The sequence below is a fragment of the Luteococcus sp. H101 genome (assembly GCF_038433155.1).
Taxonomy (GTDB): Bacteria; Actinomycetota; Actinomycetes; order Propionibacteriales; family Propionibacteriaceae; genus Luteococcus.
Map to the genome: position 1 here is coordinate 85234 of NZ_JBCDMW010000016.1, position 21067 is coordinate 106300.

Genomic DNA, 21067 nt, shown 5'->3' on the forward strand with positions numbered 1-21067 from the left:
GCATCGCCCGGCCCGGCGGCCGGGGGCGGGGCAGTGCCCGGCCACCGTCGCAAACCGACGGGGACGTGGGCACGGCCGCAGGGCCCCGGGCCACGGGTGGGCCGGGCGATGCACCGGGTAGGAGGACTCGAACCTCCGAATGCCAGAGCTGTCTGCAACAGCGTCGTCGTCGCGGCGATGCGCAGGACGTGTTCCACCGGGAGACCGGCCACGCTGCTTGCCGCGGGACACCCACAAGGATCCTCGGGAGCCCCGGGCATCGCAACCGATTTATGTCGCGGCACAATGGCAGCCATGACCGGATACCTCGCCGCCCCCACCCGCTATGACCAGATGCCCTACCGCCGCTGCGGGAAGTGGGGCCTCAGGCTGCCCGTCCTGAGCCTGGGGCTGTGGCACAACTTCGGGGATCTCACCACGGGCCAGACCCAGCGAGCCATCGTGCGTCGGGCCTTCGACGCGGGCATCACCCACATCGACCTGGCCAACAACTACGGCCCGCCCTATGGCCAGGCGGAGCTGAACTTCGGCAAGCTGTTCGCCGATGACCTGAAGCCCTACCGCGACGAGCTGATCATCTCCACCAAGGCGGGCTATGACATGTGGCCCGGGCCGTACGGCCAGGGTGGCGGGAGCCGCAAGTATCTGCTGGCCAGCCTGGACCAGTCGCTGACCCGGATGGGCCTGGACTACGTCGACATCTTCTACAGCCACCGCTTCGACGCGGACACCCCGCTGGAGGAGACCATGATGGCGCTGGACCAGGCGGTGCGCAGCGGCAAGGCGCTCTACGTCGGGATCTCATCGTACAGCCCCGAGCAGACCCGCGAAGCGAACCGGATCGCGAGCGAGCTGGGCACCCCGCTGCTGATCCACCAGCCCAAGTACTCCATGCTGGACCGCTGGGTGGAGGACGGGCTGACCGACGAGTGCGAGCGGCAGGGGATGGGCATCATCGCCTTCTCCGCGCTGCAGCAGGGAATCCTCACCGACCGCTACCTGGACGGCATCCCCGCCGACTCCCGCGCCGCCCGGGTGCAGAACCTGGCCAACCAGCTGGACGAGGCCACCCTGGGCAAGGTTCGTGCCCTCGACGAACTGGCGCAGGAGCGCGGTCAGAAGCTGGCCCAGATGGCGCTGGCCTGGATCCTGCGGGACGCCAGGGTGACGTCGACGCTGATCAGCGCCAGCTCCCTTGAGCAGCTGGAGGACAATCTCCAGACCCTGGCGAAGCTGGACTTCAGTGACGAGGAGCTCACCCGGATCGACCAGATCCTGGGCTGATTCGGAGCCCTCATCCCCCAACGTGCAGCTGGGGGCGCCACCGTTCGGTGTCGTGGGCAAGGGGGACGACCCCCTTGAACCCCCGAACACTCGCGCGCATCGCCGCTCGCAGGTTCGCGGCTGCGCTCGTGGGAGGAAGAGGTGGCGCCTCATCAGCCCCCAACGTGCAGCTGGGGGCGCCACCGTTCTTCGGGCTGCTTGCGCCGGATGATCTCGTGCACCAGCGGGGGAGTGTCGCCCTCGCCGGAGACCAGGAAGCGCAGCGCGCTCTGCACCGGCCCCTTCTCCGACCACTCGAAGTAGCAGTGCGGCGGCTCATTGGTGCGCGCGTTGACGTCCAGCAGCACCGCGGCAATCACATTGGGTACGGCGGTGCCGCGGGCGCGCAGGATCTTGTGCCGGCCCACCACGGCCGAGGTCACCTCCACCGGCGCCTCGAAGTCCGAGGCGTCGGAGATCACCGCCTCCAGGAAGAGGGTGGCCGACTCGTTGGGGATGTGGTTGTCCAACCGCACCTCCAGCGCCTTGTAGTTGTATTCATCCTCGCTGCCGGAGCCGGGCTTGTTGGCCAGGAAGCGCACCGGGCAGGGCTTCGCCTGGGCATCGGCGATGGCCTGGTCCAGCATCTGGCGGGCGCCCTCGTCGTAGATCACGATGGGCACGCGCAGCTCCAGGCTGCGGTTGGTGCGGGACCAGATGGACACCACCATGATCAGGGCGACGAAGAGCAGGGAGATCCACAGACCTCCCGGGTGGGTCAGCACATTCTGCACGAAGGTGTAGATGAAGATGGCGCTGATCAGGCTGAAGTAGAAGCCGGGTGCCCAGTGCTTGCGGCGCAGCTCGGTCAGGGCGACGGCGACGGCGGCCGAGGTCATCAGCGCCAGCACGCCGGTGGCATAGGCGGCGGCCTGGTCATCCACGCTGGCCTTGAAGATGATGGTCACAACGGCGGCGATGCCCCAGATCACCACCACCAGCGGCCGGACCGCCTTGGCCCAGTCCGGCGCCATCCCGAAGCGCGGCAGGTAGCGGGGCACCACGTTGAGCAGCCCCGCCATGGCCGAGGCCCCGGCGAACCACAGGATCAGGATGGTGGAGACGTCGTAGGCGGTGCCGAAACCCTCGCCCAGGTACTGGTGGGCCAGGTAGGCCAGGGCCCGGCCATTGGCCTCGCCGCCGGGCTGGAACTCCTTGGCCGGGATCAGCAGGGTGGTGGCCAGGGAGGAGCCGATCAACAGCAGGCTCATCATCAGCGCCGCCGTGGCCAGCAGTTTCTTGGCATTGCGGATCCGGCCGGCCGGGTTGCCGCGGGTGTCGGAGGCGTCGCCCTTGACTTGGGGCATCACCAGCACGCCGGTCTCGAAGCCGGACAGGCCAAGCGCCAGGGCGGGGAAGACCAGCATCGCGGCGCCGAAGACCCCCAGCCAGTTGCCGTTCTGGGCCACCGCCAGCCGGCTCCAGTCGGTCACCAGTGAGGCGTGCTCCAGCACCTCCATCAGCCCGCGGACGATCACCACCACGGACAGGCCCAGGTAGACCAGCACCAGCACCACGGCCACGCCGATCGCCTCGCTGAAGCCCTTCAGGAAGACCGCCGCCAGCAGCGTGAGCAACAGCAGGGTGATGATCACCTGCTTGCCCTCCAGCGCCTGTTTGAGCATCGGGTTCTCCACCATGTGTGCGGTGGCGTCGGCGGCGGACAGCGTCATGGTGAAGATGAATCCGGTGGCGATGAAGCCAATCAGCCCCAGCACCAGCACCTTGCTGGGCCAGTAGCTGAGCAGCTTGGCCAGCATGGACAGCGAACCGTCGCCATTGGGGCTCTCCTTGGCCACCCGTCGATACATCGGGAGGGCGCCGAAGAGCGTGATCAGCACCAGCACCAGGGTGGCGACGGGGGCCAGGATGCCGGCCGAGACGGCGGCGATGCCCGGCTGGTAGCCCAAGGTGGAGAAGTAGTCGACGCCGGTCAGGCACATCACGGCGTACCACGGCTTGACGTGGTTCTGGTTGACCGACTCGTCGGGATTCTCATAGGGACCGGAGGAATCGGTCTCGTCCCGCTCCAGGAACCAGCGGAGGAAGGGGGACTGCTGCGTGCGGCGCGGGGCGCCCAAGGACGAACTCACTGGTCAAGGGTAGGGCCAGTGAGTTCGTCCGGCATGCCGCGGGGCCGTCAGTGGGCGGCGTTGGTCCGCTTGTCCTGGACTCCGGCGTCGGCGCGACCCTTGGCCTTGTCGGGCTCACCGCCGGGATTGCGGTTGTCCGGCTGGGCCGCCTCCACCTTGGCCTGGATCCGGGCCCCGGTGGTTTCGTCGACGGCCTTCCAGTAGGCCAGGGCCCGCTGCAGCACCTCACCGGTCACGCCGCCCAGCAGGTGCCCGGCGACGGTGTCCACGAAGCGGGCCCGCTGCTCGTCATCCCAGACTTCCCGGACCAGGGTGCCGGCCTGGCCGAAGTCGTCGTCCTCGGCGTGCAGGGTGTAGGCCTGGTGCACCATCTCGCCGTCGGCCTCCCAGCCGTTGTGGGCCGGGCCCACCTGGTCGGCATAGGGGCGGCCCATCGAGTTGGGGGCGTAGACGGCGGCGGTCTTCCCCTGTTCGTAGTTCATGTGGCCGTCGATGGCATAGAAGTTGCGCTCCACCCGCGGACGGTTGACCGGCAGCTGGTCGAAATTGGTGCCGATCCGGGCCCGCGCCGCATCCGGGTAGGCGAAGACCCGCCCGAGCAGCATCTTGTCCGGGCTGAAGCCGATCCCGGGCACCAGGTTCGACGGGCTGAAGGCGGCCTGCTCAATCTGGGCGAAGAAGTTGTCCGGGTTCTTGTTCAGCGTCATGGTGCCCACCGGGATCAGCGGGTAGTCCTTGTGGGACCAGGTCTTGGTCAGGTCGAAGGGGTTGAACCGGTAGTCCTTCGCCTCCTCATAGGGCATCACCTGCACCGAGAGGCGCCACTGCGGGTAGTCCCCGCGCTCGATCGCCTGCCACAGGTCACGACGGTGGAAGTCGGCATCCTCGCCGGCAATCTCGGTGGCCCGCTCGCCGGTCAGGCCCTCGACGCCCTGCTGGCTGTGGAAGTGGTATTTCACCCAGAACCGCTCGCCGGCCGCGTTCACCCACATGTAGGTGTGCGAGCCGTAGCCGTTCATGTGCCGGTAGCTGCGCGGCAGGCCGCGGTCACCCATCAGGTAGGTCACCTGGTGGGCGCTCTCCGGGTTGAGGCTCCAGAAGTCCCACTGCATCTGGTTGTCCCGCAGGCCGTTGCCGGGCAGGCGCTTCTGGGAGGCGATGAAGTGCGCGAACTTCTGCGGGTCCCGCACGAAGAAGATCGGGGTGTTGTTGCCCACCAGGTCGTAGTTGCCCTCGTCGGTGTAGAACTTCAGGCTGAAGCCGCGCACGTCACGCCAGGTGTCGGGGGAACCCATCTCGCCCGCCACGGTGGAGAAACGGGCCAACATGTCGGTCTTCACCCCGGGCTGGAAGAGGGCCGCCCGGGTGTACTGGCTGACGTCCTCGGTGGTCTCGAAGGTGCCGAAGGCGCCGGAGCCCTTGGCGTGGGGGCGACGCTCCGGCACATTGGTCCGGTTGAAGTGGGCCAGGCTCTCCACCAGGTGCACGTCGTGCAGCAGCAGCGGGCCGTCGGGGCCGATGCTCAACGAGTTGCGGTCGCTCACGGCGGGGGCGCCGTTGGACATGGTGGAACCGGTGGTGCGGGCGCCCGGGGGCAGGGCGCCGAGGCTGTCTTCCTGGGGAACGGTGGGATCGGTCATGGGGATGCTCCTTCCGCGTTTCAGCCAGTCAAGCACCTTGGGGCTGCGTCGCGGAAGGGCCTCGGGGCCCCAGTCAGCTGACAGCGGAGTTGGCCGGCCAGCCGGTGGCGACGGTCCGTGGGCTGCCCCACGTGCCGGCCCGGTTGGGCCAGACCGAGATTCGGCCATCCGGCCGTCGCGCCACCAGGTCCAGCGTGCCGCCGGTGGAGAGTTTCCCGGCGATCGTCACCGACGTTAGGCCGGCCCAGCCCTGGCCGATCACTCGGCCATTGGTCAGCGTCCCGGCGGGGGTGGTGGTGAACAGTTGCATCCGGCCGTTTGGCCAGATGGCGGCCAGGTCATCCCGGCCGTCGCGGTTCCAGTCACCGACGGGAAGCAGCGTCCGGACCGGGCCGAATCCGACCCCGATCCGGGTGCGCTGGGCCAGCCCGGTGGGGGTCATGGTCCAGCGGTAGAGCGCGCCCGTGCTGTCGGCCGCGATGAAGTGCTGGCTGCTTCCGCCGGCCAGCCGGCCGGCCTGGGTCATCAGCCGCATCGAGGACCAGCCCTTGCCGATCTGGCGGGCCGAGGACATCGAGCCCAGCCCCACCACCTGCCAGGACCACAACCGGCCGTCCCGGTCCCGGGAGAACAGGTCGGTCTGCCGGTCACCGTTGAAGTCGTGCACCCGGCCGAGCCAGTTGGTGTTGCCCCAGGCCGAGGAGACGGTCACCGGCGTCAGCAGGTTGGCCGCGCTGCCGGGATGCACCTGCAGCGTTCCGGCGCGCAGGGCGTACAGGTCCGCCCAGCCGTCACCGCTCAGGTCCCCGAAGCGTTCGGTGCTGGCACGCTGCACCCGCTGGGTGACCCGCCCGCTGAAGGTCTGGTCCGCGGAGGCGAAGGTCATGCTGCGATAACCCGCTCCGGGCCAGCGCAGGATCCCGGTGCCCAGGCTGGCTCCCTGGGCGGCGGGCACCCGGCCCGCCCGGTCCCGCACGCTCAGCGGCCACCAGCCGGTGGTGTTGCCGGGCAGGGGCAGGTACTGGTCCTGCGCCTCGATGGCGTGCGCCCGCACCCCGCGCAGCGGGGCCAGATCGGTGATCCGGTTCTGCCGCAGGAAGAGCCAGGTCAGCTTGCCCAGACCGGCCAGCGGGGACACGTCGCTGACCTGGTTGGCATTCAGGTTCAGTGAGGTCAGCGCCGTCAGCCGGCGCAGCGGGCCGAGCACCCGGACCTGGTTCTGTTCCAGGTTCAGTTCCTGCAGCAGCGTCAGGCGGGACAGGGCCTCCACCCGGCTGACCCGGTTGGCGGCCAGATCCAGCGCCACCAGCCCGGTGAGTCCGGACAACGGGGTCAGGTCGGAGACCTGATTGCCCCACAGCTGCACCGAGCGCAGCGTGCGCCGGCCGGCCAGCGGCTTCAGCGAGCCGATCCGGTTGAAGGCGGCCTCCACCGTGATGATCCGGGGGAGCCGGGCCACCGCGGACAGGTCGGTGAGCTGGTTGTCGTCCACCAACAGCTCCTGCAGCGCGGTGGCGGTGGCCACCGGCGCCAGGGAGCCGATCCGGTTGCTGCGGGCATCCAGCACCTGCAGGTGCGTCAGCGGGGCCACCGGGGTGAGGGAAGCAATCCGGTTGTTGCCCAGCCACAGTTCCTGCAGTTGCCGCAGGCTGGCGACGTCGGTGATGTCGGTGAGGGCATTGCGGGAGAGGTCCAGCCGGGTGAGGTTGCTGGCCCAGCGCAGCCCGGCCAGGCTCTGGATCTGCCGGTCCTGGCAATTGAGCTGGCTCAGCCGAGCCAGATCGGGGCGGGTGACGGCGGTGCCGATGGGCCGGCCCAGCGCGTCGTTGATGCACGCCACCAGCCGGGGGTCGGTGACCCCGCCGGTGACTGCCGCGCCCTCAACGCGTCGACGCTGGGCGGCGACGGGGGCCGTGGTGGAGCGCAGACCGGAGGCGGACACGTACCGGAAGCCCGTGCCGTGCCCGACCGGGGACGTGCTGCGGTCCGCCCGGACGGTCACCTGGACCCGGCCCGCCGGATGGGCGGGCACCCGCACCCGCAGCCGGGTGGCGGACAGCACCTGCACGTCGGTGGCGGGCGTCTGGCCGAAGGACACCACCGGGTTGTGGCCGAAGCCCTCGCCGTCGATCTGGATGGTCAACCCACCGCCGGCCACGTCGGTGCGCGCGGAGAGCTCCCGCACGACGGGTTGGGTGGGAGCCGCCTGGGCGGGCGCCGGGAAGCTGAGGGGAAGCAGGGTGCCGGTCAAGCCGGCCAGGGCCAGTGCGCTCACCGTGGAGCGGCGGAATTGCGTGCTCACTGGAAGTTCACCCGCCCGCCCTGACGCACCCACAGGCCGGCGAAGCGGCCCTCGGTGACCAGGATGTGACCCCGGCCACCCAGGGTGGCGCGCTGGGTTCCCGGCACGACGGCGCTGCGGGAGAAGCTGGTGCTGCGCACCGCCTTGCCCACGCCGTCGGCAGACCATTGGTAGCCCACGATCGGCCCGCCGAGCTTCATCAGCACCGGCCGTGGTCGGGTATAGATGGCCTGGTCGGTGTCCAGCCCGACGCGGAAGGCCAGGTCCGCCTGTTCCCGCACCCAGAAGCCGCTCTTGGGGCCCTCGGCCATGTAGAGCCAGGTCCCGGTGGCCGTTGACCAGCGGTGCCGCGACGTGGTGCGCAGCACCATCGGGCTGGTGGTCTTCCAGACCTGGGGCTTGCCCGGCCCGGAACCGACGGGCCGCTGGATCTGGTGGACACCGGGATTCACCCGGATCCGCCCCGCGGCCCTCGTGTCGGTGGTGTACGGCCAGTCCGCGAACATCTGGTCGCTGACCGTGCCAACCCGGCCCAGTCCGGTCAGGTTCCACAGGCCGACATAGCAGCTGGTGTTGACGGAGTGATAGCTCGGCACATTGGTGGTGCTGTTGGCAAAGTAGTTGGACCACCGGCCGGGGGCCCGGCAGTAGTTTCGGTAGAAGTCCAGGGTGGCGGCGGCGCCCTGGACCACCTCGCGTGCCAGCGGGTCCTTGGTCTGCTGGAGGTAGAAGCCCAGTTCCGCCAGCGCGTAGAAGTGGCCGTTGAAGACCGTCGAGAAGCGGCCGACGGGCGAGGGGTACTCCTCCAGCCAGAGGCAGTTGTTGGCATCGACGCCGGCGATCCACGGCTGGGTGGGGCGGCTGCGCAGTGGCGGCAGGTGGAAGGCGGCCACCACCTCCTGCCGGTAGCGGGCCCACTTGCGCTCCCCAGTGGCCTGCTCCAGCCGGTGCAGGGCGCGGGGGAACTTGGACTGGCCAAAGGAGGAGTACCAGGGCCCGGGCAGCGGCCGGCCGTCGGCATGCCAGTTGAACTCGTAGGCCAGGAAGCGGGCGCCCTGACGTCGTGCTGTCCGCTGCATCAGGGCTTCCATCACGGTGGCGGCAAAGCGCAGCTGCTCCCGGTCCGGCCTGCGGCTGTAGGAGTCCAGGTGGGCATTGAGCAGGTTGCCCAGTTGGGTCGGATGGATCACCACCCGGCCATCCTTGAGCTTCAGCCGCGGGATCGGGTCGCTGGGGGCCGAGATCATCCCGCCACGGTCACCGGCACCGATCAACCCGAAGGACTTGGCGGGGGAGTCCACCTGCTGGGCCAGCAACCGCCAACCAGCCCGGGCGTCGGCCACCTCCGGCAGCGCCGCAGCCAAGGGGAGGGCGGTGGCCGTTGCGAGCAGCGCCCGACGTGTCAGGGGGGTCGACGTCATCGTCATTCCTTCGGTACCGGATTCCCGGACGGGAGTCCAGTGGGCGCAGAGGGACTCGAACCCCCGACATCTTGCTTGTAAGGCAAGCGCTCTAACCAACTGAGCTATGCGCCCGGGCGGTGCGCCTCAGGATACCGGGTCCAACCTGGGCTCCGCGCGACGGGGCGCCACCGGCCCCCGCTCCCAGCCCCGTAACCTGCGGTCCCACGCTCCCGGCAGGCCGAACAGGAAGTGCACCCCCAGCTTCTTCAGCGCCACCTCCAGGGCCAGGGCCATGGCCGCGATCAGGGCGGTGACCAGCAGGGGATAGCCCACCGCGGCCCCTCCCAGCCGGGCGGGCAGACCGGCCAGGGCAGGGGAGTGGGAGGTTGCCAGCATCAGGGCGCCCAACAGCAGCGGATGCATCACGTAGATGGCCAGCGTGTGCCGCCCCACCCACGCGCCCAACCGCGCCGCGGCGCCGAGCCTGCTGGCATACCAGGCCAGCCCCAGGGCGGTCAGGCCCTTGCCCAGGTTGCCGACGAAGAAGCTGGCCTGCAGCAGTTCCCAGCGCCCGCCGGCCAGGCCCACCATTCGGCCGGAGACCAGGTATCCGATCACGCCGGCCAGCACCAGGGCCCAGGCCCGGCTGCGCAGGGTGCGCTTCAGCCAGCCCGACGCGTACACGCCGATGGCGAAGTAGATGGCCAACACCGGCACCTTCATCCACATCCGCTGGCCCGGGTGCAGGAAGAGCATCGGCACCGCCAGCAGCGCAATCACCAGCCACCCCGGCAGCGGCCGGGCCAGCCAGAGAAAGAGCAGGTAGCAGGACAGCGCGAAGACGTACCACAACGGGGTTCCCGGCAACAGGAGCTGCGTGGCCCAGCTGCTGCCCAGGGTGACCTTCTCCGGGGTGGGGAAGACGAACAGGCTCCACGCGACGGCATAGACCGTCAGCCACACGGCGTACAGCCAGTAGTTCGCGGCGGCACCTCGCACCGCCGAGCGACCCCGGCCGATCTTGCCGGCCGCCAGCAGCCCGGACAGCATCAGCAGCAGCGGCATCCGGATCCCGCCGGCCACGTCGTTGAGACCAACCCAGGTGCCCGACCGCAGGGGCGGGGTGTCCACCTGCTGCAGGTGCCACAGCACCACGTGGTACAGCACCACCAGCAGCACGCACGCACCGCGTGCCAGGTCGATCCAGGTCTCGCGGGGGCGTTGCGTGGTGCCGGTCGGAGTCGGTTCAGCCATGCCCTCCACCCTCACATGGGTCGGGAGCAGCGGCGCAACGACGCTGTCAGTGGACGCTCAGCCAACCACTTGCGCTGGGCTGACTATGCGGGTCTGCCTAGACCTGTCAGGCCAGGGCCTTCTTCACCAGCCCGGAGATGGTCTTGCCGTCGGAGCGGCCCTCGGCACGGGCGGAGACGGCCTTGATGATCTGGCCCATCTGGCGCATGGTCGGCTTCTCGCCGTCGACGCTGGCCGCGGCCACTTCCTCGTCCACCAGGGTCTGCACCTCGTCCTCGGTGAGCGGGGCGGGCAGGTACTGGGCCAGGAAGGCTGCCTCGGAGGCCTCCTTGTCCGCCAGGTCCTCCCGGCCGCCGGCGCGGTAGGCCTCGGCGGAATCCTTGCGCTTGTTGACCTCCTTGGTGACCACCGTCGTCTCCTCGGCATCGCTCAGTTCGCGCGCGACATCGCCGGCCACCTCTTCGTTGTGGATGGCGGTCAGGGCCATCCGGATGTTGCTCTTGGCGGCATCATCCTTGGCCTTCATGGCGGTCACCAGGTCCTGCTTGAGTTGATTCTTCAGTGCTCCCACGAGCGGTCCTTTCGTCAGTGGTCCAAGTCTTTCACGTCGCCGCAAGCGACTTTCGCGGGTAGACTCCCTCGACGTGGCTCTTGCAGATCTTTCCGACATCATCAGCACCCTCGAGACTTCCCTGAAGTCGATCGAGGCGGTGCTCGACCCCGAGGCCAAGAAGCGCGAGATCTCCGAGCTGGAGCAGCAGGTGGCCGCGCCGGACCTGTGGGATGACCAGGCCAACGCCCAGAAGGTCACCTCCCGGTTGAGCGCGCTGCAGTCCGACGTCGAACGCGTCGAGCAGCTGCGTGAGCGGTTGGACGACGTCCAGTTGATGCTGGAGATGGCCGCGGAGGAGTCCGATGCGGATGCCGCCGCCGAGGCCCAGACCGAGGTGGGCAAGCTGAAGAGCGACATCGAGGCCCTCGAGGTGCGCACCCTGCTGTCCGGCGAGTACGACGAGCGCGATGCCGTGGTCAGCATCCGCGCCGGGGCCGGTGGCGTCGACGCCGCGGACTTCGCCGAGATGCTGCTGCGGATGTACACCCGCTGGGCGGAGCGGCACGGCTACAAGGTCACCGTGATGGACACCTCCTATGCGGAGGAGGCCGGGCTGAAGTCGGTCACCTTCGAGGTGAGCGCGCCCTTCGCGTACGGCACCCTGAGCGTGGAGAGCGGTACCCACCGGCTGGTGCGGATCAGCCCCTTCGACAACCAGGGCCGACGCCAGACCTCCTTCGCCGCCGTCGAGGTGATCCCGCTGATCGAGGACACCGACCACATCGACGTGCCCGAGGGTGACATCCGGGTGGACGTCTTCCGCTCGTCGGGCCCCGGCGGCCAGAGTGTCAACACCACCGACTCGGCGGTGCGGATCACCCACCTGCCCACCGGCCTGGTGGTCTCCATGCAGAACGAGAAGTCCCAGATCCAGAACCGCGCCGCCGCCATGCGGGTGTTGCAGTCCCGCCTGCTGCTGCTCAAGCAGCAGGAGGAGGAGGCCAAGAAGAAGGAACTGGCCGGCGACGTGAAGGCCAGCTGGGGTGACCAGATGCGCTCCTATGTGCTGAACCCGTACCAGATGGTCAAGGACCTGCGCACCAATTTCGAGGTGGGCAATCCGGATGCCGTCTTCGACGGGGAGATCGACGGCTTCATCGACGCCGGGATCCGGTGGCGGATGAAGGGCGAGGACGACTGAGCGTCCGCTGACCGCGTCCGGGACGGTTCGTCGCGCGGTCCCGGCACGGCCTAGACTCCGTGTCGGCCACAGCACCCCCGAGCTTTCCCCACGGCCAAGGACGGGCATGATCACCTTCGACAATGTCACCAAGATCTACCACGGGCAGACCAAGCCCGCGCTGAAGAATGTCAGCGTCCAGGTCGACAAGGGCGAGTTCGTCTTCCTGGTCGGCCAGTCGGGTTCGGGCAAGTCCACCTTCATGCGCCTGGTGCTGCGCGAGTACCGTCCCACGCTGGGCACCATCCACGTCGCGGGCAAGGACCTGAACCACTTGCGCAGCTGGAAGGTGCCGGCACTGCGGCGCCAGATCGGCACCGTCTTCCAGGACTTCCGCTTGCTGCCGGGCAAGACCGTCGACGAGAACGTGGCCTTTGCGCTGCAGGTGATCGGCAAGCCCACCAGTGAGATCCGGCAGCTGGTGCCGGAGACGCTGCAGTTGGTGGGGCTGTCCGGCAAGGGCCATCGGCTGCCCGAGGAGCTCTCCGGCGGCGAGCAGCAGCGGGTGGCCATCGCGCGGGCCTTCGTGAACCGGCCGCAGATCCTGATCGCCGATGAGCCCACCGGCAACCTGGACCCGGCCACCAGCGTCGGGATCATGAAGCTGCTGGACCGGATCAACAAGACCGGCACCACCGTGATCATCGCCACCCACGACGCCACCATCGTGGACCAGATGCGACGACGGGTGATCGAGCTGGATCAGGGCAGCGTGATCCGCGACCAGACCAAGGGTGTCTACGGCACGGCCTGAGCCGTCCGGACAGCCGAAAGGAATATCGATGCGTCACACCCTCCGCGAGACCTGGTCCGGGCTTCGTCGCAATGTCTCCATGACCCTGGCGGTGATCGTCACCATGTGGGTCAGCCTCAGCCTGTTCGGGGCCGGCCTGATGACCATGCAGCAGGTGGACCTGATCAAGGGCAAGTGGTACGACAAGATCGAGATCAGCGTCTTCCTGTGCGTGCAGGATTCCAAGGGTGGCATGTGCGAGCCGGGCAAGGATGTCACCGACGCCCAGCGCCAGGCCATCAAGCAGCGGTTGGAGGCCAATCCGGAGGTGGGGCAGGTCTTCTACGAGAGCAAGCAGGAGGCCTACGACGACTTCAAGCAGACCTTCGCCGACTCGCCGATCCTGGAGACGCTGACCGTCGACCAGATGCAGGACTCCTACCGGATCAAGCTCAAGGATCCGGCCCAGTACGCCGGGGTGGTGGACGAGGCGGAGGTGCTGCCCGGTGTGCAGAATGTCCAGGACCTGCACAAGGTCCTGGACCCGCTGTTCAGCTGGCTGAATGCGTTGAAGTGGGCCACCATCGGGATGAGCGTCCTGCTGCTGTTGGCCGCCGCCCTGCAGATTGCCAACACCATCCGGATGGCGGCCTTCAGCCGGCGTCGCGAACTGGGCATCATGCGGCTGGTGGGTGCCTCCAACTCCTACATCATGCTGCCCTTCCTGCTGGAGAGCCTGGTGGCCGGGCTGGTGGGCGCCGGTCTGGCCTGCGGCACCCTGGCCTTCGGCTACTGGTCGGTGATCGTGAAGAACGCTGAAGTTTCCATCAAGGCCCTGCGCTGGATTTCCTGGCAGCACGCGGGAGTGGCGATGGTCGCGGTTGCGCTGGTGGGTATTGCGCTGGCTATCATTCCGACGTTGCTTGCAACTAGGAAATACCTGAGAGTCTGAGTGACCCCACGCTCAGCTTTGGCCGGGATGAGGTAGAACGCCCATGGACACCGCAGCCAGCGTCGAGGAGTTCACCGACGGTAGATGCTCTCGAGCGCGCGCCCGGGCGTCGGCGCGCCTCGCCCTGGTTGCCGTGACCGCGGTGGGCCTGACCCTCGCTCTGGCCCCCCCTGCGGGGGCCGAGGACCTGGATGACGAACGGGACCGGATCAACACGCGGATGGCGCAGTCCCAGTCCGATCTGGCCGAATTTTCCGCCGAATTGAACCAGGCTGCCGAGACCCTGGCCACCTCCCAGGCCGAGCTGGCCACGGCGCGCAAGGCGCTGGCGGCAGCGGTTGCTGCCCGGGATGCTGCCCAGGCCGAGGATGCTCGGCAGGCCAAGGCCCTGGACGCGGCCCGCGCCAAGCTGGCCAAGGCCCAGAAGGACGTCGTGGACAACCACCGACGGGTGTTGGCCGAGGCCCGGCTGATCGGCGCCTCGGTGCGCGAGACCCACCAGCAGAACACCGAACTGCTGGGGATCGCAGCCTTCGTGACCGAGGTCAACAGCACCGCCGACGTGAACTCCACCATGCAGTGGTCCACCACCATCTTCAATGCCACCCAGGCGCAGATGGATCGCCTGAAGGCCCTGCAGGTGAAGTTGGACGTCGCCAAACGGGCCCAGACGGAGGCGGAGAAGCAGGTGGCCGAGGCCCGCGCCAAGGCGGCCAGCCAGCTGACCGCCTCCAAGGCGGCCGCAGCCCAGGCCAGCCAGGCCAAGGCCTCGGTGGACCAACTGGTGAGCGCCCACCAGCAGGCCCGGACCGCCGCCGCGGACAAGGTGGCCGCGGAGAAGCAGCGGCAGCAGGCCCTGGCGGCCGAGTCGAGCGCGGTCCAGCAGCGGATCGAGACCCGGATCGCCGCCCAGAAGGCCGCCGCTGCGAAGGCTGCCCAGGCCGCGGCCGCCCAGCTGGAGGCCGAGGCGCAGCGCAAGGCGGAGGGCGCCAAGAAGGCGGAGACGGCCGCCAAGGCTGCCGCCAGCAAGCACACCGGAGCGGATCGCACGCCGCTGTCCGCCGCGCCGCCCCAGACCGCGCCTGCCGCCTCCGCCGGCGGCGGCTTCGGCGCCCCGGTCCAGGGCCCCGTGACCTCACCCTTCGGGCAGCGTTTCCACCCGGTGCTGCACATCTGGAAGTTGCACGACGGCATGGACTACGGCGCCGCGTGCGGAACCACCATGGTGGCCCCCGCCGACGGCGTGGTCACCGAGGCCTACTACAACGCGGGCTACGGCAACCGGCTGATCGTCGACCACGGCTCGGTCGACGGGCACTACGTCACCACCGCCTACAACCACGCCACCCACTATGTGGTGGGTGTGGGGCAGAAGGTCACCAAGGGTCAGGTGCTGGGCCATGTGGGCACCACCGGCTATTCCACTGGCTGCCATCTGCACCTGATGGTCTGGCGGGACGGCCAGCTGGTCAACCCCAACACCTATTTCTGAGCCCCTCCCGGAGGGCCTATTCTGGGGAGTCACAGCCGTTTCGTCGAAGAACCCCAGGGAGAGCACGTGCCACGCGAGAAGGGCCGCAAACTCATCGCCCAGAACAAGAAGGCGCTGCACGACTACCACATCGGGCAGAAGTATGAGGCCGGGATGGTGCTCACCGGTACCGAGGTGAAGAGCCTGCGCAATGGGCGCTGCTCGCTGGTGGATGCCTTCGCCACCGTCGACGACGGCGAGGTCTGGCTGCGCAATGCCCACATCCCGGAATATGCCTTCGGCACGTGGACCAATCACGCGGCCAAGCGCACCCGCAAGCTGCTGCTCAACCGGCGCGAGATCGACAAGCTGGAGCGGGAGGTGGGCAACACCGGCAAGACCATCGTCCCGCTGGCGGTCTACTTCAACGACGGCTACGCCAAGGTGGAGATCGCCGTCGGCACCGGCAAGAAGGACTGGGACAAGCGCCAGACCATCCGGGAGCGGGACATGAACCGGGAGACCCAGCGGGAGCTGGCCGAGCGCAACCGGCGACGCGGATGACCAGGGGCCTGCGGGCGGCCCTGCTGGGGCTGTTCACCACCCTGTTCGCCCTCTTGGGCGTCGTCAACCCACAACCTGCCTGGGCGGCAACCGATTCGGTGGATTCCTGGGCGATCCAGTACGCGGTGCAACCCAACGGCCGGGTCAGGGCCACCGAGACGCTGGTCTACCGCTTCGGCAGCAGCGGCCGGCAGGGGATCACCCGCTCCTTCGTCACCCGGGAGGCCTATGACGACCGGCACGACGCGGTCTATGGGGTGGAGAATGTTCGGGTCAGCGCCAGCGACGGCGCCTCGGCGCAGTGGCAGCCGCGCACTGACGTCGACGGCCGCAATGAGAACTACACCCTCCGGATCGGTAGTGCCGGTCAGTACATCCAGACCCGCTCCGTGACCTACACCATCACCTATGAGATCGTCGGCGCGATGCGCACCTTCTCCGGCTACGACGAGTTCAGCTGGGACGCGATCAGCGGCGAGACCCCGATGGTGCGCAACATCACCGTGTCGGTGAGCGTGCCGGGCGGAGTCAAGGACGTCCTGTGCTCCTCCGCGACGCCACCCAGCAAGTCGGACTGCAGCAGCGCGCGGGTGAACGGCGGCAAGGCCGAGTTCACCCAGGCCAGCAAGGCACCCGGCGAGGTACTCACCGTCGCCGCCAAGATCGGCGCCGGGAAGATCAGCGACAATGCCCCACACCTGACCAGCCGGGCCGATGCCGACGAAGTGGCTCTGCAGAAGGTGGGGATGGGCGCCGGGCTGCTCAGCCTGGTCGTCTCGCCGCTGCTAGGCATGATGTGGTGGCGGCGACGCGGGCGTGACCTGCGCTACGTCGGCCTGCCACCCGGGGTCATTCCGGGGCCGGGGGAGCGCACTCCGCAGAAGCCCAGCGACGACATCGAGATCCCCGTCGCCTTCTCCCCACCCCGGATCAGCGTCGCCGAGGCCGGGCTGCTGGCCGACGGCATCCTGGACACCAAGGAAACGACCGCGACATTGGTTGATCTGGCGGTACGGGGTGCGGTGAAGCTTTCCAGCGAACCCGGTTCGGCCAGGGTGCAACTGGTGGACCCCTCGGTGGCCACCCGGCCACACGAACAGGTCTTGCTGCAGCGGCTGTTCGGGGGTGCAGGCAGCGAGGAGATCGACCTCTCCGACCAGGGCTCGATGCATCTGGCGCACTCCGCGCTGGTGACCAGCGTCCGCAACCAGGTGGCCAGCAACCGCTGGTTCACCGCCGTCCCGTCGGCAACGGGCGCCAGCTTCGGCTGTTCCGGCGTGATGATGTTGGCCTTCGCCTGGTTCTTCTTCGGCGGGACGCTGTCCAGCGTGCTGTGGCTGCTGCTGCCGGTGATTCCGCTGGCCCTGACGGTGCTGGTGGTGCGCTCCAAGGCTCGTCGAGGCCAGCGCACCGGCCTGGGCCGGGCCCTGACCGACCAGGTGGAGGGTTTCCGCACCTACCTGGCCACCGCGGAGGCCGACCAGCTGCGCTTCGAGGAGGGGGAGGACATCTTCTCCCGCTACCTGCCGTGGGCGATCCTGTTCGGCCTGACCGATCGCTGGGCCGACCTGTGTGCCCAGTTGGTCCGGATGGGCCGGCTGAGCGCCGAGCCGCCGGTCTGGTACTACGGTCCCTATGACCACTGGAATTTCTACGTCTTCAACAACTCGCTGAACACCATCGACCATGCCGCGGCGCCCGAGATCCACGTGCCGTCGTCGGTGGGTCATTCCGGCTCCGGCTTCGGCGGTGGGTCCTCCTTCGGTGGGGGAGGCGGCTTCTCCGGTGGCGGTGGCGGCGGCGGGGGCGTCGGCAGCTGGTGAGATGTGGCAGGCTTGCCGCATGACTGAAAAGCCTGAAATCGACTTCCCCGAGGGCCCCGCGCCCACCGACCTTGAGATCACCGACCTGGTGGAGGGTGATGGACCCGAGGCCAAGGCCGGCATGGCCGTGGCCGTGCACTATGTCGGCGTCGCCTTCTCCACCGGTGAAGAGTTCGACTCCAGCTATGGCCGCGGCCCGCTGCAGTTCAACCTGGGTTCCGGCCAGGTCATCTCCGGGTGGGACACCGGCATCCAGGGCATGAAGGTGGGCGGCCGGCGCAAGCTGGTGATCCCGCCGCACCTGGCCTATGGCGAGCGTGGTGCGGGCGGCGTGATCGCCCCCGGCGAGACCCTGATCTTCGTCTGCGATCTGCTGGCCGTCCGCTGACCCGAACCCGGCTGATTTCGGGGCGGCCTCAGGGCTGGCCCCGATGGTGCGGTGGTGGTGGGCGGGCAACAATCAAGACATGTCCACCACCATCGCGCCCACCCGAAAGCAGCCCCTGATGTCCGCCTTCGAGCATCCGTCGCTCGGCCTGCCCGTCACCGAAGAGCAACGGGAACGAAGCCTCGGCTACCTCCAGCAGGCCTACGCCGAGGGTCGGTTGACCATCTATGAACTCGACGCCCGGGTCGAGACGGTGCTCCAGGCCACCACCCGACGCGAGATGAACCGCGCCTTCGAGGGTCTGGCCCGGGTGCCCGTGGGTACCGGCGCCAGCCTGCTGATGCGTTCCAGCCGGCCGACCGGCGTTCCCGGCCCCGCAGGCCGTGCCGGAGCCACCATCGCCCACCTGAGCGGCCTGGGATCCTTCTTCGTCGGCCCGGCGGTCTGCTACGCGCTGGCCCCGCACCAGAGCTATGCGCGACGCGAGGCCGCCAAGGCCTTCAACTTCCAGCTGGTGGCGCTGCTGGTGATGGCGATCACCGGCGCGCTGACCGAGGGCTTCCTGGGCGGCGCGCTGAGCGGTGTGCTGGGGATCACCTGGCTGGTGCTCACCGTCGCCGGCATCGCGCACGCGGCGTCGGGTGACGACTGGCGAAACCCCGTAAGCCGCGTGGTCCCGTTGCGGCCGCTCGACGAGGGCCGTCCGCAGGGGCGCGACCTCAAGGAACTCGGCCGCTGACGCCACGGTCCCCGAGCTTGTCCAAGGGAATATCCATTGGTGCTGGGCACGTTGTACGAGTAGCATGGCAAGAACCGGGTGTTGGTGAAACCCGGCACTGCCCACGGGCAGGACAACTCAACAGGGGGGTGACTGGTTTCGACTTGGGACGGTAGTTCCAGGAGAAGCGGGCCGTGAATCCAGGGTCAACACGTAAATGTTCCCCGGAAACCTATAACTGCCGACACCAATCGCGCAGACTTCGCTCTCGCTGCCTGAGCAGTGACCGAAGGGTCAGCCCGGGTTTAGCCTTCGACCCGGTAGCTGGCCTCATCCAGAAGGCTTGCTGATCAACCTGTGTGTCAGGGGTTGATCGGGACTTTACTGATACTGGGCCTGTCCACGACGTGCTGTAGAGAGCGTGGGGGCCGAGAAAAGCGTCAACCACAGCTGCGCCCGGAGAATGCCTGGTTCGCCTCTTGAGGACGCGGGTTCAATTCCCGCCACCTCCACCACAACCCTGTTTGACAAGGCCGGGGCTGCATCAGCAGCTCCGGCCTTGCTGTTTGCTGGTGAACTGAGTGAGGGCAAGGAAGATCCGTGTGCGGGATTGGCCAGGATGCGGACTATCGGGGATCTCGACGGTGTTGGAGCCATGTGCGTTGCCATGGAGTTTCGACGGCGTGTTGGTCGTAGTGGGTCCGTACCCAGGCAATGGCGTCGTCGGCGCTGAGTCCTTCAAGGATGGCCATGGCGGCAAGGATGGTTCCGGTGCGGCCCTTTCCGCCGCCGCAGGCGACTTCGATGCGCTGGGATTCTGCGGCCTGCCAAGTCTGTTCGATGGTTGTCCACGCTGCCTTGCCGTGGATCGGTAGTCCGAAGTCTGGCCATCGAATCCAGCGGTAAGGCCAGTCGGGCGTGGGGTCGCGCCACAGCGCGTAGAGCCCCAGATCGGGTGGGTTCTTCACGGTGGTCGTCCAGCGCCGCCCTCGTAGGAGGCGTCCGCTGGGCAGCGCGAGGACGCCGGGCTCGTCCAAGGACCAGGTCATGTCGCCATTCTCCATCTTCGTCGAGGAGCAACGGATCTTTCAGCTGTGCCGGGTGCTTACACGCGGCCCCCTGATCAGGTGGCGGCAGGTCTAGGCTTGGGCAAAGAAATAGAGCCCAACGGGTTCTCCACCCAGTGCCTGGGCGAAATGACTGGTAGATTTTGGTCAGAATGGCCAGTAAGGTGCGGGCAGGACGGCCAGTAGGGGGTGTGATGCTGCGGACGGTTGGAGTGGGGGGCGAGTATCTCCCGCGCTATCTCGATGCGGAAGTCGAAGAACTCTTGGCGGGCTTGCCTGCAGTGGCGCTCGACGGGCCGAAAGCTGTGGGCAAGACGGAGACGGCAACTCGCCACTGCGACGCGGTCCTGAATCTGGATTCTGCGGATGTTCGCCAGGCATATGAACTGGACTCGGCTGGGTTGCTCACCCGAGAGGCGAGGGTGTGCGTGGACGAGTGGCAACGCCAGCCGGAGGTCTGGGATCGCGTTCGGCGACTGGTGGACGCCAGGGTTCCCACGAAGTTCCTCCTGACAGGAAGCGCGTCCCCGCACGACGGCGTCGACACGCATTCGGGCGCTGCCCGGATTGTGTCCCTGCGCATGCGCCCGCTCAGTCTTGCTGAACGGAGATCGACCCGTCCGACGATCTCCCTCGCAGACCTATTTGAGGGTACGGCCGCACTCACTGGGAGCTGTGACTTCACACATCGGGACTATGCCCGCGAGATTTGCAGTTCGGGGTTTCCGGCGATCAATGAGTTGCCGCCGAAGCTGCGGCGACATGCTCTTGAGGGTTATGCGACGCGTATCATCGATCGGGATTTGGTGGACATGGGGATGCGGGTGCGTCGACCTGAATCGCTGCGCGCATGGATGACGGCATATGCAGCGGCCTCGTCAACGGACGCGGCCTACTCGACGATCCTGAATGCGGCTACTGCGGGCGCTGGCGACAAGCCTGCCAAGGCGTCGGTACAGGTCTACCGGAACCTGTTGGACAAGATCTGGGTGCTGGATCCGGTGCCTGCCTGGACGCCGTCAGTGCAGCCGCTGGGGCGATTGACCGTTGGCGACAAGCATCAGCTCTGCGATCCCGGCCTTGCCGCACATCTCTTGGGTGTCACGGAGGAGAAGCTCACCAGCGGTGCCGCAGGCACCGCGGAACTCTTCGGTCAGCTGTTCGAGAGCCTTGCGACGCTGGCCGTGCGGGCGGCGGCGACATCAGCTGAAGCCAAGGTGTTCCACCTGCGAACGCGTGGCGGACGCCAAGAAGTGGATCTGATCGTAGAGCGCTTCGATGGGACAGTGCTTGGTATCGAGGTGAAACTGGCGAAGACCATCACGGATCGTCACGTCGAACATCTTCACTGGCTCGGCGAACGCATCGGTGACCGGCTCGTTGACAAGATCGTCCTTTATGCGGGAGATACCGCTGGGCGACGTTCAGACGGCGTCGCGTTGATACCGCTGGCGATGCTGTACTGATCGTACGCGTCGGTCGACACGAGGATCAGCAGCAGGTGATCACTCCATGTGAGGTGTTCGACACGTGCCCCCTGAGC

At 67.9% G+C, this 21067-nt stretch carries 17 protein-coding genes, 1 tRNA gene and 1 other RNA gene; 11 read left to right on the plus strand and 8 right to left on the minus strand.

All coding sequences use genetic code 11. The annotated features are described in order from the left end of the window. Positions 1-285 precede the first annotated feature (285 nt). Entirely contained in the window at positions 286-1284 is a 999-nt protein-coding gene (gene mgrA / locus AAEX60_RS06395) for an L-glyceraldehyde 3-phosphate reductase (protein ID WP_342101994.1), read from the plus strand. A gap of 152 nt (positions 1285-1436) precedes the next feature. Here the strand turns inward: mgrA and AAEX60_RS06400 are convergent, their stop codons facing one another. The 7 genes from AAEX60_RS06400 to AAEX60_RS06430 form a co-directional block, all read right to left on the minus strand. Continuing rightward, complete coding sequence (locus AAEX60_RS06400; protein WP_342101996.1) at positions 1437-3416, minus strand: amino acid transporter; 1980 nt, start codon at positions 3414-3416, stop codon at positions 1437-1439. Between the two features lie 47 nt (positions 3417-3463). Continuing rightward, complete coding sequence (locus AAEX60_RS06405) at positions 3464-4981, minus strand: catalase (RefSeq protein WP_342102058.1); 1518 nt, start codon at positions 4979-4981, stop codon at positions 3464-3466. Positions 4982-5129: 148 nt separating this feature from the next. Beyond that, positions 5130-7358 (minus strand): leucine-rich repeat domain-containing protein, encoded by a 2229-nt coding sequence (locus AAEX60_RS06410; RefSeq protein WP_342101997.1) that lies wholly within the window; start codon positions 7356-7358, stop codon positions 5130-5132. Continuing rightward, on the minus strand, positions 7355-8779 hold the full coding sequence (locus AAEX60_RS06415) for a D-glucuronyl C5-epimerase family protein (protein WP_342101998.1): 1425 nt from the start codon (positions 8777-8779) through the stop codon (positions 7355-7357). The genes AAEX60_RS06410 and AAEX60_RS06415 overlap by 4 nt, the downstream gene beginning before the upstream one ends. A gap of 40 nt (positions 8780-8819) precedes the next feature. After that, positions 8820-8893, minus strand: a tRNA-Val gene (locus tag AAEX60_RS06420). A 12-nt stretch (positions 8894-8905) separates the two neighbouring features. Continuing rightward, on the minus strand, positions 8906-10015 hold the full coding sequence (locus AAEX60_RS06425; RefSeq protein WP_342102001.1) for an acyltransferase family protein: 1110 nt from the start codon (positions 10013-10015) through the stop codon (positions 8906-8908). A gap of 106 nt (positions 10016-10121) precedes the next feature. Next, on the minus strand, positions 10122-10586 hold the full coding sequence (locus tag AAEX60_RS06430; RefSeq protein ID WP_342102004.1) for a GatB/YqeY domain-containing protein: 465 nt from the start codon (positions 10584-10586) through the stop codon (positions 10122-10124). A gap of 73 nt (positions 10587-10659) precedes the next feature. Here AAEX60_RS06430 and prfB point away from each other — a divergent pair, with 73 nt between their 5' ends. The 9 genes from prfB (at position 10660) to ssrA (ending at position 18972) form a co-directional block, all read left to right on the plus strand. Continuing rightward, on the plus strand, positions 10660-11769 hold the full coding sequence (gene prfB / locus AAEX60_RS06435; protein ID WP_446721282.1) for a peptide chain release factor 2: 1110 nt from the start codon (positions 10660-10662) through the stop codon (positions 11767-11769). Positions 11770-11875: 106 nt separating this feature from the next. Continuing rightward, positions 11876-12562, plus strand: a complete 687-nt coding sequence (ftsE, locus tag AAEX60_RS06440; protein WP_342102005.1) for a cell division ATP-binding protein FtsE — start codon at positions 11876-11878, stop codon at positions 12560-12562. 28 nt (positions 12563-12590) lie between these two features. Further along, the gene (gene ftsX / locus AAEX60_RS06445) at positions 12591-13493 is read left to right on the plus strand and encodes a permease-like cell division protein FtsX (protein ID WP_342102007.1); all 903 of its coding nucleotides are present in this window, start codon (positions 12591-12593) and stop codon (positions 13491-13493) included. Between the two features lie 43 nt (positions 13494-13536). After that, entirely contained in the window at positions 13537-14985 is a 1449-nt protein-coding gene (locus AAEX60_RS06450) for a peptidoglycan DD-metalloendopeptidase family protein (protein ID WP_342102008.1), read from the plus strand. Between the two features lie 66 nt (positions 14986-15051). Then, positions 15052-15528 carry an SsrA-binding protein SmpB gene (smpB, locus tag AAEX60_RS06455; protein ID WP_342102011.1) on the plus strand — a complete coding sequence of 159 codons (477 nt, stop codon included), beginning with the start codon at positions 15052-15054 and terminating at the stop codon, positions 15526-15528. Next, positions 15525-17351: a DUF2207 domain-containing protein gene (locus AAEX60_RS06460; protein WP_342102013.1), complete on the plus strand. Its 1827-nt coding sequence runs from the start codon at positions 15525-15527 to the stop codon at positions 17349-17351. The genes smpB and AAEX60_RS06460 overlap by 4 nt, the downstream gene beginning before the upstream one ends. Positions 17352-17370: 19 nt before the next feature. Further along, positions 17371-17739 (plus strand): FKBP-type peptidyl-prolyl cis-trans isomerase, encoded by a 369-nt coding sequence (locus AAEX60_RS06465; RefSeq protein ID WP_342102015.1) that lies wholly within the window; start codon positions 17371-17373, stop codon positions 17737-17739. A 79-nt stretch (positions 17740-17818) separates the two neighbouring features. Then, positions 17819-18478 carry a DUF1707 and DUF4870 domain-containing protein gene (locus AAEX60_RS06470; RefSeq protein ID WP_342102017.1) on the plus strand — a complete coding sequence of 220 codons (660 nt, stop codon included), beginning with the start codon at positions 17819-17821 and terminating at the stop codon, positions 18476-18478. 124 nt (positions 18479-18602) lie between these two features. Next, positions 18603-18972, plus strand: a transfer-messenger RNA (tmRNA) gene (ssrA, locus tag AAEX60_RS06475). Positions 18973-19083: 111 nt separating this feature from the next. Here ssrA and AAEX60_RS06480 read toward each other — a convergent pair. Further along, complete coding sequence (locus AAEX60_RS06480; RefSeq protein WP_342102019.1) at positions 19084-19506, minus strand: protein-tyrosine phosphatase family protein; 423 nt, start codon at positions 19504-19506, stop codon at positions 19084-19086. A gap of 212 nt (positions 19507-19718) precedes the next feature. Here AAEX60_RS06480 and AAEX60_RS06485 point away from each other — a divergent pair, with 212 nt between their 5' ends. Continuing rightward, positions 19719-20990, plus strand: a complete 1272-nt coding sequence (locus AAEX60_RS06485) for an ATP-binding protein (RefSeq protein ID WP_342102021.1) — start codon at positions 19719-19721, stop codon at positions 20988-20990. Positions 20991-21067 lie beyond the last annotated feature (77 nt).